Annotated in this window: 10 protein-coding genes; all 10 read right to left on the minus strand. The window is 65.8% G+C overall.

Translation table 11 applies throughout. The features are described 5' to 3' along the window. Positions 1 to 19: 19 nt before the first annotated feature. The 10 genes from VQ042_RS05600 to VQ042_RS05645 all read right to left on the minus strand — a co-directional run bounded on the left by VQ042_RS05600 (position 20) and on the right by VQ042_RS05645 (position 12,146). Complete coding sequence (locus VQ042_RS05600; protein WP_331816440.1) at positions 20 to 1,075, minus strand: flagellar hook-associated family protein; 1,056 nt, start codon at positions 1,073 to 1,075, stop codon at positions 20 to 22. 11 nt (positions 1,076 to 1,086) lie between these two features. Then, the gene (gene flgK / locus VQ042_RS05605) at positions 1,087 to 2,586 is read right to left on the minus strand and encodes a flagellar hook-associated protein FlgK (protein WP_331816442.1); all 1,500 of its coding nucleotides are present in this window, start codon (positions 2,584 to 2,586) and stop codon (positions 1,087 to 1,089) included. A 42-nt stretch (positions 2,587 to 2,628) separates the two neighbouring features. Beyond that, positions 2,629 to 3,786, minus strand: a complete 1,158-nt coding sequence (locus VQ042_RS05610; RefSeq protein ID WP_331816445.1) for a flagellar hook protein FlgE — start codon at positions 3,784 to 3,786, stop codon at positions 2,629 to 2,631. Positions 3,787 to 3,947: 161 nt separating this feature from the next. Continuing rightward, a complete protein-coding gene (locus VQ042_RS05615) occupies positions 3,948 to 4,619 on the minus strand; it encodes a response regulator transcription factor (RefSeq protein WP_331816447.1) in 672 nt (223 codons plus the stop codon). Between the two features lie 242 nt (positions 4,620 to 4,861). After that, entirely contained in the window at positions 4,862 to 6,352 is a 1,491-nt protein-coding gene (fliK, locus tag VQ042_RS05620; RefSeq protein WP_331816449.1) for a flagellar hook-length control protein FliK, read from the minus strand. Further along, positions 6,349 to 7,752, minus strand: a complete 1,404-nt coding sequence (locus VQ042_RS05625; RefSeq protein ID WP_331816451.1) for a hypothetical protein — start codon at positions 7,750 to 7,752, stop codon at positions 6,349 to 6,351. The genes fliK and VQ042_RS05625 overlap by 4 nt, the downstream gene beginning before the upstream one ends. Next, positions 7,749 to 8,996 carry a MotB family protein gene (locus VQ042_RS05630; RefSeq protein ID WP_331816453.1) on the minus strand — a complete coding sequence of 416 codons (1,248 nt, stop codon included), beginning with the start codon at positions 8,994 to 8,996 and terminating at the stop codon, positions 7,749 to 7,751. Before VQ042_RS05630 ends, VQ042_RS05625 begins: the two co-directional genes overlap by 4 nt. Continuing rightward, a complete protein-coding gene (locus VQ042_RS05635; protein ID WP_331816455.1) occupies positions 8,993 to 9,919 on the minus strand; it encodes a hypothetical protein in 927 nt (308 codons plus the stop codon). The genes VQ042_RS05630 and VQ042_RS05635 overlap by 4 nt, the downstream gene beginning before the upstream one ends. A gap of 3 nt (positions 9,920 to 9,922) precedes the next feature. Continuing rightward, positions 9,923 to 11,608 (minus strand): flagellar basal-body MS-ring/collar protein FliF, encoded by a 1,686-nt coding sequence (fliF, locus tag VQ042_RS05640; RefSeq protein WP_331816457.1) that lies wholly within the window; start codon positions 11,606 to 11,608, stop codon positions 9,923 to 9,925. Positions 11,609 to 11,783: 175 nt separating this feature from the next. After that, complete coding sequence (locus VQ042_RS05645) at positions 11,784 to 12,146, minus strand: hypothetical protein (protein WP_331816459.1); 363 nt, start codon at positions 12,144 to 12,146, stop codon at positions 11,784 to 11,786. Positions 12,147 to 12,163 lie beyond the last annotated feature (17 nt).

Raw genomic sequence — 12,163 nt, forward strand, 5'->3', positions numbered from 1 at the left:
GGTTCGGCGCCCGTTGCAGCTACAGGTAGTTCATGATGCTGAGCCGCGAGATGCGGGCGGTCAGCGCGTAGGATGCCTCGAGAAGGTTGGTCAGCGTCGTAACCCGCGTCGAAGCCTCGTAGGCGTCGACGTCCTCGAAGGAGGAGATCGACATCGTCAGGACGTTCTTGCGCGCGCCCAGAGCCTCGTTCGTGATTTCCAGCCGGGACTGCTTGCTGCCGATATCCGCTCGGATCTCGGTGAGCTGCGACAGGCCCAGGCTCAGAGTTTCCACTGCCCGGCTTGCGAGAAGCTGACGTTGGTCCTCGCCCATGTCCTGCAAGCCGAGATCGCTGACCATGACGTAGGCCTTGACGATGTTGCGGAAGGCATCGTTCGTGGCCGGATAGGAGACGTCGAGGGTCTCGCTGTCGCTGATGCGATTGTAGACCGGCGCGGCGTTCGCCTTCGACCACATGTCCCAGCCGGTGCCGTCGCTGGGATCGGGCACCTCGAAGAGGTCGTTGAACGGGCCGTCGAGAAACGCATCGAGGTCAGTTACCGGCGCTGCGAAGGCCAGCGCATCCGCCACGGCCTTTCTGGCGGTCGAGTTGTCTTCGTAGCTGTCGGCGACACCGCCGCCACCGACCTTCTCGAAGGCGAGTGCCGGCTGGTCTGTCGCAGCACCCGAGAACAGGAAACGCGAGCCGGAGGAGGCGTTGATCGCGCCCATGAACTGCTGCAGGCCGGCCTTGGCCTGCTGGGTGCTGGCCGAAATGCCGGCATCGGTGGGGCCGTTGGAGATCAGCGACGCCAGGAGGTTCTCGCCGGTCTTGGCGATCGATTCCAGGGCGGTCTGCATCGTGTTGAAGCGCTGCCCGATCAGGGTATTGGCTTCCTGCATCCGAATGGCGCTTTCGCGCTCGACCCTCAGCGAGACGGTCTGGTTGGTGCGTGATCCGAGGACGAGGCCGACATCGGCAAACCGGCCGGTCGTCACCTCCTTCTGGGCCGTGCGCAACTCATCCTGGATGTGGAAGACCGCGGAACGGGGCGCCGAGGACAGCGAGAAGCTGGATACGAGAAAATTGCTCATCGTTGATCCACTCAGGCAATCGCGAGGAGGGAATCGATCATCTGACCGACGGTGGAAATCAGCTTGCTGGAGGCCTGGTAGGAGCGCTCCAGGTCGAGGAGCCGTGTCATCTCGTCGTCAATGTTGACGCCGGTGGCGTCGGACAGGGTCTCCTGCGTGCGCGACAGCAGCACCGTCTGGTACGAGGACGCGTCGTTCGCTGTGGCCCGGCGGCCCTCGAACCAACCGATCGACGAAGCCGTGTATTCCGTCAGGGTCGCCGAGCTGCCGGCGCCGAAGGATGGATCGAAGCTGCGAGAGGTTGCGAAGCCGGCGATCAGATCATTCAACCGCCCGGTGAAACCACTTGCGCCGCTGGTGTTGTAGCGAAAATTCGCCTCGTCGGCGGTGCCTGCAAAGGAGATGCCGCCATCCCTGAGCAGTGCCGGCTCGCCGCCGGGCTTGGTGGGATCGACCGCCGCCGCGATCCGGATGGTTCCGGCCAGCCCCTTGGCATCGTTCATCGTCAGCTGAATGGCGTTCGTGCCGTCGGCCGTGAACAGCCCGGCAAAACGCCCCGCCATGTAGCCCGGATCGGCCGGTAGACGCTGGTCGGTTTCCGCGAAGGCGTCGACAAGCGCATAGGCGATCCCGTCGAGCTGACCCTGGAAGGTCGTGGCCGTCTCGTCGCGCAGCGTCAGGAGGCCGTAAACGCTGCCACCCTTGATCGGCATCGGCGAGGATGGCCCGCCGACGACGACACCGTCGATCTTGAAAGCGTAGCCCGCAACGGTGGCGTCGTAGGCCGGCTGCGGCGTGAACTCGACTGCCCGCGCCGTCTTGTCGAACAGCGTGATGCCGGAGTCCGTATAGAGCGCCATGTCGTTGCCGGACCGGACCTGCACGTTCAGGCCGACATAGCCCGAAAGGGTGCGAACAATCTGGTCGCGCCGGTCGACGGCGTCGGTGACGTCCCCGCCGGTGGAACTGCCCGCCATGATCTTGGCGTTCAGGGTCGCGAATTCGCCGAGCAGCCGGTTCATGTCCTTGGCAGCCAGGTTGAGCTGGTCGTCGGCATCCTTGCGGGCAGACTGGACTGCGTCGGTCGCACGGTTGAGGCTGACGGCCATGTCACGGGCGGCGTTCACGGCGGCTTCCGCCGTCTGACCGTTCTCCGGTGACACCGAGTATTGCGACAACGCCGCCTTCAGGGCCGACAGGCTCGCGGCCGGAGAGGTCGGGGCGTCGACGTCGCCGATGACCTCGCGGATGCGATTGAGCGCCTTGGCGTTGGCTTCGGCCGAACCGAGGGCGGAATTGGTCGTGATGAGAGAGCGGAACAGCGCCTGGTCGCCGGACTGCGCGATCGACATGATCCGGACGCCGCCCGTCTGGGCGACCGTGAGCCCGGCAAATTTGCGCGTGGCGTAGGGATTGTCCGCATTCGCGATATTTCGCGAAACCAGCGCCGACTGGCTGGCCACGCTGGAAAGCGATGCCGTTGCATTCGAGAAGGCTGACAGAAGAGACATGGTGAGGACTTATCCGGTGCGCGGCAGGGAGCGGTTCTGTGCCTATCGCTTCAGGTTCACGAGCACGTCGAGAATCTCGGCGCCCGTCTGGAAGACTTTCGAATTGGCGCTGTAGCTGCGCTGGGATTCGATCATGGTGGTGAGTTCGGAGGCCATGTCGACATTCGACTGTTCCAGGCCGCTGGAGACCAGCGAACCGAAGCCGTTGGTGCCCGGTCCGCCCATCGTGGCGACGCCCGAGGTTGCCGTGCCGCTGTAGACATTGCCTGCAGAAGCCTGGAGCTGGTCCGGGCTGGCGAAGCGCGCGAGGTTGATCTCGTATAGCGGGATCAACTGACCGGTGTTCATCACGCCGCTCAGCGAGCCGTCATCGGCGAAGGCGAAGCCGGTGAAGCTGCCCGGAGGATTGCCGTTGGCGACCAGCTTGGCCGAAAAGTCGGTGGCATACTCGGTCAGCGATTCGAACTCGATGTCGATGGCCTCGCCATTGACAGGAGTGTAGGTCATGTTGGCAGGAGGCGCGGTCGGCCGACCAGTATTCGGGTCGAAGGCGATGGTCGTCGGAACCCCGCCACCGACGCTGATGGTCCAGGTATTGGCGGCGGTCTTCTCCATCTCGACCGGGACTTCGATCGCCTTGCCGATCCTGTCATAGACAACCATGGACGACTTCTTCGTGTCTAAGATGGCGGCTGATTCCGGGAACTGGATGGAAAAGGATCCTGCGTCGGTGGCCTTCGGGGCGACGATCGCGCCGACCGGGAGTTCAATGGGCCCCGCGGCGCCGCCGCCGATGGGCGAGCCGGTCAGGCGGTAGCCCGCCGTGTTGACCAGGAAGGTTGTCTCCCTGCCGCCGACGGTTTCGGTCCGCTGCACGAAGGAGCCGGCGCGGGTGAAGAATTCACGTCCCGCCGTGTCCTGCACCACGAAGAAGCCATCTCCCTGAATGGCGAGGTCGGAGCCCGAGGAGGTCGCGGCGATGCTGCCCTGCTGGCTGATCGACTGGCGGACCTGGGTCTTCACCGAGCCCGGATTGTACTCGCCGCCACCCTGGGCAAGGACGAGCGAAGCGAACTCGGTCGAGCTGCGCTTGTAGCCGTTGGTGCTGGAGTTGGCGATATTCTCCGACACGGTGGACAGCCTGTTGGCCTGCGCATTCATACCGGACACGCTGGTCCGGAAGACACCGTTGATGCTCATTGCCTGGTACTCCGTGGCGTAGATTTCTTTCTCTCGGAATACGGAGTGAAGCTTGCGCCGAACTGTCAAATTCGCTCCCTGACAGTATAATAGCAAAAGAAAAAGCCTCGCCGAACCAACGACGAGGCTACTATTCTTAACGGCTTGTTAACCAGTTTTTGTCAGTCGACGCCGATGCCGTAGCCGAGATAGCGCTTGGAGGAGACCGGGTCGTAGCCGAGGCGCATCTTCAGCTTCTTGCGCAGCTTGGAGATGTGGCTCTCGATGACGTTCTCCTCGACGTTTTCGTCGAAGATGCCGTAGATCGCGCTGAACAGCTGCTGCTTGGAAACGCGGCGGCCACGATTGGCGACCAGATATTCCAGGATGCGGCGCTCGCGGCGCGGCAGCGCCATCGGCTTGCCGGCGACTTCGGCGTCGCGGCCATCCTGGTAGACGGAGATCTCGCCGACGACGGTGCGGGCTTCCTCGGTCTCGTTGCGGCGTCGGATGGCGCCGACCCGGGCGAGGATTTCCTTGACATGGACCGGCTTGGCGACGACGTCGTCGACGCCGGCGGCGAACAGGTCGAGCGTGCCGTCTAGGTTGCGACCTTCCGACAGCGCGATCATCGGCGCCTTGGAGCGGGAGCGGATCAGTCGCGGACAGATCGTGCGATCATCGAAATCACCGAGCAGGAACGCTTCGACGGCCGACAGATCCGACTCCGACGCGGTCTCGACCCAGTCACGGAATTCGTCTGCGCGAAAGCCCGCCGCAGACACTCCTTCGCGACCAAACATGGACTCGTAGCCATCCGTCACGAGTTCCCGATTGTCTACTACAACGATCATTTCCGTCACCCCCGGTCCGCCGTTTGTCTGTGAACAGAGAGTTAAACTGACCCCGAACTTGCGCCTATCCTGAAATTTAGTGATCCGTTAACCATGCGCGTGATTTTCCGACTAAGTCACGAATCCGACTCACGAATTTTTTTCGTTAACGAAACCTTAACGGCCCGATCTCGGCCACAATTTGGCCGTGATGGCGCGCCGGTGGTGTCCGGATCGTCTCGTGGGATGCTTGTCGGGTCGTGTCAGAGATAGATCGACGGGTCGAGATCGCGGCGACGTGCGCTGCTCTCCTCACCGGTGGGTGCGGCCACCGCCTGATCGGACCGTGCATCCCTCTGGGATGCCGAGCCGTTTCCGCCGGATCCGGCGGCTCCGTCCCGAGCAGCCCCGTTGCCGGCCTGGCCACCTGCCGACTGGCCGTCAGCCTGGCCCTGTGCCGGCAGGCCCGATGCATTGCCGCGTAGCGCTGTGGCATCGCGCATGCCGATGCTGATCGCCGCCTCGTCGACCGTAAATCCGGCCTTGCTCAACAGTGTCTTCAGCCCTTCGGCATCGTCCTTCAGGCGCAGGGCCGTCTCGGCTTCGCTGGCGACGATGTGAATCGCCAGTTGCCCGTCGATCAGACGCATGGTCACGTCGAGCTTTCCGAGCTGTTCCGGCTGAAGCTGAATCTGGATGGTCTTGAGGGCCGCGCCACCGGCGCGCATCTGCAGCCGGGCGGCCTCCCCCGTATCGCCGGTCGGCAGCGCCGCCCCCGCCAGCGACGTGGTCACGGCGTCGGCGACCTGCCGGCCGACGCCGTGCGCTGCGGCAGTCTGTCCGGCCATCGGGCTCTCGACCGACTGGGCGGTCACGCCGATGGACGCGGAGGTCTTTCCGGCAACGCCGTCCCTGCCCCTCTCCCTGTCAGCGCGCTCGCCGAGTGTCTCGCCACGGGCACGGCGCGGATCGCCGGCCTCGCGCCCGGCAAGAACGTCCAGCATGTCGGGCTCGCCTGGCATCTCGCCGTCGGTCATTGAAGCACCATCGCTGCCGCGCAACTCGGCCGAGGCCAGCATTTGGCGAATGTTCGTGGTGGCGGCTCCACCCGGCTTGCCCGCAACGACGGCCGATGCCCCGGCAGTGTTGTCGGCCGGCTCGAAATCGGTCCGTTGCGAGACCAGATCCACCCGTGCACGCGCCGGCTGCTCCCCGGAAGAGGCCTTGCCGGCGCCAAGGGTTTCGCCCGCCATTGCCACGAGCTTGGACACCGTCTCGTCGCCGTCGCTCGCGGCCATCTGCGCGAACGGATTCGTCGCAGCCTTCTCGTCCTTGGCCGTGACAATCCTTGCCAGCGTCGCATCGGCGGCAGAAGTCGCCTCGCCTTCAGCGGTATCGGCCAGGGCCGCGGCGTTTGCCGTTCCCGACCGCAGCAGCCGGTCCATGTCGGCGAGGATCGCTGCCAGCGTGTTGTCGCGCGTCCGCTGGGACGCAGCCGCAGCATCGGACGCGGTGGCGCCGGCTTCGTCGCCAGCCTTCGCGTCCGCTGTCGCATCGTCCGAGGCTGCGCTCTCCGTCTCGTCGGCCTCGCGGTTCCGGCCCTCGGCACGTGCCGCCTTGGGAGCCTGCTCGGCACCCTTGACGAAGGTTTCGAAGCTGTCCTTGGCGTCGACAGGCGCCTGAGAGTTGCGGCCCGCCGCCGTGCGGGTCGCCGGTGCGCTTGTTTCGACGTGGTTGCTGACGGATGCGGTCACGGCGTGGCTCTCTTAAGGTCGCCGCGGACGGCGTCGAGGAGCGCGGCTCCCCGGGTCAGGACGGCAGATTGCTCAACGGGTGGCTGCGGACCGTAACGGTCCGCGAGTTCGACATTGGCGGCCATCAAGGGCTTGCGCATCTCGCTCAGGACTTCGAAAGCCGCCTCATGCAGCTTGCGATCGGCGGGATGCAGGGTGGCGACGTCGATGGCCTCGAGCGCGACGCGCGCCTGCACCGAATCGCGTGTCGTGAGTGTCGCGGCCGTCTGGTAGAGGAGCGCGCGCTGGCTGTCGGCTGGATCGGCCGTGCCGAAATCCAGCGCCTCGCTCGCCATGGTCGCGGCCAGCTGCAGGTTGCCGCCGACGAGCGCCCTCCGGGCAACGGCCAGGAAGATCGCCAGGCGTTGATCGGCGGGAATATGTGCCGTGGCATCGCTGATCGTGGCGACAGTATCGTCCTTCATCTCCGGCGGCCGCGCCGCATAGACGGCGGAAAAACGGGCACGGAAATTGCCGGCATAGGCGGATTCGGAAAAGCGGTCGAAATACTGGCGCGCATACCGATCGGCGGCGGCATGGGCGCCGGTGTTCTCGGCGAGGAGGACGCCCATCCGCAGGGCCGCCTCCTCCAGAAGCGTGCCGGGTGCCGCGAGCATGACCTGCTCGAGCCGGTGCAACGCCTCGGACGGCGCGTCCGTCTGGAGCAACTGGGCCATGGCCAGGTTCAACTGCGCCGCGAGCGCGGTATCAATTTCCGCCACGTCGATCGGCTCGAGCATCCGTCTTGCATCGTCAGAGCGGTTTTCGACATAGGCGAGCGCGCCGTCGAGGAGCGCGCGATCCTCGCCTTCGATGGTGGCGCTCGCCAGGATGCCGCGCAGTACCGAGGGGGGCCCACCGCTGAGGACGAACAGGGCGGCGGCGCGCAGATTGCGCGGGTCGGTCCACACCTCGGACGGCTGCGCCAGGAAGGTCGGGCCGTAGCGGCGCAGAAGCTGCGCCTGCACGCGGATCGCCGCGCCATTGCCGCGGGCTACCTGGTCCTGCAGGAACTGCAGCGAACGGACGATCTCGTAGGGCATCGGGGCGCGTTCGCGCGGCCAAAGCTCGGTTCCGTCGGCGGCATGAGTCTCGACCGCAGCATGTTCGCCGCCGGCTTCGTCCTCACCGGTTTCAGGCGCGACCACGGGAGTGCCCGCTTCCGCACCACCGTCGGTGCCGGCTTCGGAACGGATCGCATCTTCGGCGGCCTTGCGCACCCTGTCGGCGACGCTGGCCGGCGTGGTCGCACCGTCGCCTTCGGCGGCCACTGCGTTCGACATGACAGTCGACAGCACCAGGGCGCAGGCGGTCAGGCCGGAATGCATCCGGCGTCGGTTGGGCAAGATGCGGTCCATCATGTCGCCGGCGTGGTCAGCAGGATCTCGATCCGGCGGTTCGCCGCCGCTTCCGGATCCTCGGCAATCTTCGGCGCGCGGTCGGCCACACCCTCGATCGCCTTGACCCGGTTTTCTTCCAGGCCGCCCCGCGTCAGCATGTAATAGGCCATCTGGGCGCGGGCGGTGGATAGGCGCCAATTGTCGTACTGGCCGCTGCGGAACGGACGGGAGTCCGTATGGCCGCGGATGCTGACGTCACCGGGTTGCCTGGCCAGCACTGCCGCGATGCGCTCCATCATCGCCACGACCTGCGCGGTCGGGCGGGCCGAGCCCACCTGGAACATGCCGGAGGTCATGTCGTCGGCGATGGAGATGGTAATGCCCCCCTTGCCTGGAACGACCTCGAAATTGGCCGGCAGTGCCGTGCCTTCCTTCTCGAACTCGGCGGCCAACTCGGCCTTCAGCACGGCAGCCTTGTCGGCTTCCGCCGAAGCCTCGGCGGTCGCCGGGTCCTGTTCGGCTTCGCCGGCAGTCTCGGTGTCGGATTCATCGGCTTCGTCGGCTGCGGCATCGGTCTCGGCGCCGGCAGCGGCGATGGCTTCGGCCTGCGTCTCCGCGTCGACCGGGACCGGCTCGTCCGACATGGCATTGCTCGGCAACACGGCGGTCTTGAATTCGCTCGGCGGGGCCTGGTCGAGCTCGATCTCGCTCTCGGTGGCGTTCGGCGCGAGCTGCCAGGATGACGGATCGAACGGATCGCGATAGGCGTCGCCGCCGTTCAGGCCCGGCAGGCCCGTTCCGTCCGGCTTGCCCTGCAATTCGCCCGTCGTCTCGGACGCGCCCTCGGCGGCGATCTCCGCCAGCACGGCATAAGGGTCGCGGAACAGGGCTTCTTCTTCGCCGCCCTCCTGATCTCCGGCCAGCGGCTTGCCATGGGGGTCGCCGTTGGTATCGGCCTTGCTGATGCCGTTTTCGTTCTCTTCGCGCGAGGCGCCGTCGTCGGACTGCTCCACGCCACGCGTCGCCGGCGAGGCGTCGTTCAGGCGTATGGGATTGAAGTATTGCGCGACCTGCTTGCGCGTCGCCATGTCGGATGCCTGGGTCAGCCACATCACGAGGAAGAAAGCCATCATGGCCGTCATGAAGTCGGCGAAGGCAATCTTCCAGACGCCGCCGTGATGAGCTTCCTCGCCGTGGCCGCCGCGGCGGCGCACGATTATGATTTCCTGACGGTCCAGATGACCCGCCCCGGACTGATCGGTCACGCGAGCGCCTCTTCCAGTGCCGTGCGCCATCCCTTCAGCCGCGTCTCGACGACGGTCTGGTCGCATTCAATTCTGACCTCGACCATGTCGGGGTCGGGTTCACAAATGATGAAGCTCTTGCGCTTGCCCAGCGCTTCTTCGAGAGCCTCGAGCAGGTCGGCCGGACCGCTGACGCGGATGCTCAGGGCCTCGCCGTCGCCGATCAGCATGCCGACCGCGTCGGCAAGTTCCAGCACGGTCTGGCGACGACGCGCACCCAGCGCGATCGGCTTCAGGACGCTAGACAGCGATGCCCGCACGATGGTCTCGATCCGGTCGAGCCGCTCGGACAGGAGCGAACCGATCTGCTCGCCCTCCTCGCCGGCCCATTCGCCGCGTGCCGCCTCGATGGCAGCTGCCTTGGCGGCTTCCGCCGCTTCGCTCGCTGCGGCCAGCGCCGCCGCCGCTTCCGCCTCCGCTTCCGCGCGGCCTTGCTGGATGCCCGCCTCGCGCGCTGCCTCCAGCGGGTCGACAACGTCGGCCGGCTGGAAAGCGTCGTCCTCATCGCCCCCCGTCATCGCCGCATCCGAACCGAAGTCCGGCGCTGCGAAATCGCCGAGATCGGCCAGTCCGCCCGCTGCGTCATCCCTGGTGGCATCATCGAGGTCGGCGAAATGCGGCAGCATGCCGGCCGCTGCAGGGGCTTCGCCCGCGGTGCCATGGGCAAATTGCGATGCAAAGTCGAGATCGGCGCCGGTTTCCTCGTCCTCGACCTCCATTTCGGGGATCGGCGAAAGGCGCGGCTTGGCGGCGGGCGCCGGCTGGTTGGCCGCAACCAGCACGAGGGGCTCGAAGCTGGTCTCCTCGCGCGCCTGCGTCATGCGGCGGGCGGGCATTTCGCTGTCGGCGTCCAGCTCAGGCAGATATTGGGCGAGAGAGATCATGGCTTAGGCCGCCTCTTTCTGGTTGAGCCACTGCTTCATCACCGTGGCGGCATGCTCTTCATTGTGGTCCAGAAGCCTCTCCAGGCGGGCCCTCGGCGAGTTGCCCACGTTGAAGTTGAGGTCGTCGAGGAAGCCGAGCTGCGAGCCACCGGAGGAATCCTGGTCGTAGTTCAGGTTCTCCAGCAGGCTCTCCGAGAGGGCGCGGGCATCGTCGTCCAGTTCCGGCATCTCGTCGTCGTCCAGCGCGGCCAGTGCGTTGCCCTCGGCAGCCGGCATGGCGGCGATGGCACGGACGGCGGGCTTGAGGCCGAACCAGATCAGCATGATCGCCACGGCGAGGATGGTCAGGGCGTTGATCAGCGTGCCGGACTGGCGCATGAACATCTCGCCCAGGCCGGGGGCGGGGACCGGCTCCAGCGCGTCGTTGGAAGCGATGAAGTCGACCGCGGTCACCTCGATCTGGTCGCCGCGATCGGCCGAGAAGCCCGAGGCCGAGGCGACCAGCGCCTTGATCTCGGCGATGCGGGCCTCGACCTGGGCGTCCGAAGGGTTCTCACCGATCGCTTCCAGCACCCGGGCGCGATCGACGACCACGGCCACCGACAGGCGCTCGACCTGATAGCCGTCGCTCGTCGTGGAAATCGTCTTCTCGTTGATCTCGTAGTTGGTGAGTTCCTCGCGGCGCTCGGTCTCTTCCGACGACTGCTCACCGCCGGCACCGCCAGCCGGTGCGGCATCGACCTCGCGGACATCCTGCTCGACACCGACCGGGGTGTCGCCCGCGCGGTTTGCCGACTGGTTGTTCTCGCGGATCGTGCGGGTCGAGCGTTCGACGCGGCTCTCGGGGTCGAAGATCCGCTCGCTGATCTGCTTGCGGTCGGTATCGAGCCGGGCGACGACGCTGGTCTGGAAATTGCCGATGCCGAGATAGGGCGCCAGCGTCCTGCGGATCGACTGCTCGATGTCCTTGGAGACCACGCTCTCGATGCCGAACAGCTTGGTGGGCGCGGCGGAGACGCCTTCGTCGCCGGAGGCAAGCAGCGTGCCGTCGGCGTTGAGGATGGTCACCTCTTCCGGTGTCATCGACGGAATGGCCGAAGCGACCAGGGAGCGGATCGCCTGGGCCGAGCCGAAATCGTTGCCGTTCTCCGTGCGGACCACGACACTGGCCGAGGGCTTTTGCTGTTCGCGGCGAAAGGAGCCCTCGTCGGGCAGCACGATGTGGACGCGGGCGGCGCGCACATTGCGCAGGGTCTGGATGGTGCGGGCGATTTCCCCTTCCAGCGCGCGGACCCGGGTGATCTCCTGCATGAAGGAGGTCAGGCCGATGGAGCCCAGATTGTCGAAGAGTTCGTAACCGGCGTTTTCCGAACGCGGCAGGCCCTTTTCGGCGAGAAGCATCCGGGCGGGGGCCGTCTGGGAGAAGGGCGTCAGGATGGCGTCGCCCTTGGCGTCGACGTCGAAGGGGATCCCCGCTTCCGTCAGTGCGGCGCCGATCCGCGTCACATCCGTGCGGTCGAGACCGGAATAGAGCGTCTCCATGTCCGGACGCGACAGGTAGTAGCTGCCGAGCCCGACCAGGGCCACCACGAGCAATCCGATCAGTCCCAGTGCACCGAGTCTGCGCGGACCGAGCGCGGTAAGATTTGTAAAAAGCTGTTGAGCTTTTCCGCCAACGGCAAGCGCCATGGATCTCTCTACCCTGCATTAAACTGTGACTGCGAAGCGACGAGCGGACCATGCCGGTCGAAGCTTGCGCGAGACCACGGTTAATGAAAGGTTAACGCGAGTGATCCGAAGCGAATGGCAATTTATGCGCGCATTCGGTGGCTTGCTTCCAACTCGCTGAAGCGCCGTTCCAGGTTCAAGATGCCTGGGAAAACAATTCCATCTCGCCGTCCGTATCGTCGGTGCGGGCCTGGTGTGGGGAGTTGGCAGAGGGGACCAGACGCAGCTTGAGATCGTTCAACCGGACCGTCTCCAGCGCCGATTTCAGCGCGACCTCGTAGCTCGCCGGCAGCTCGTCCCCTGCCGCTTCCAGGAAGGTCGACAGGTTGCAGAGCGTCTGCTGGGTGCGGTCGATCCGCTGCACGGCGCGCACATAGGCCGCGTCCTGCTGCGCATGGTCCGGGCAGACGAGGTCGTGCATCGCCTCGGCGTCCCTGGCCAGTTCGCGCAGCTCGAGGGAGAGGGTTCTGAAAAGGTCGGACAGGGAACTCATCGACATGGGAATTCGCTTCGATC

The sequence above is a fragment of the Aurantimonas sp. A2-1-M11 genome, from assembly GCF_036549475.1.
Classification (GTDB): domain Bacteria; phylum Pseudomonadota; class Alphaproteobacteria; order Rhizobiales; family Rhizobiaceae; genus Aurantimonas.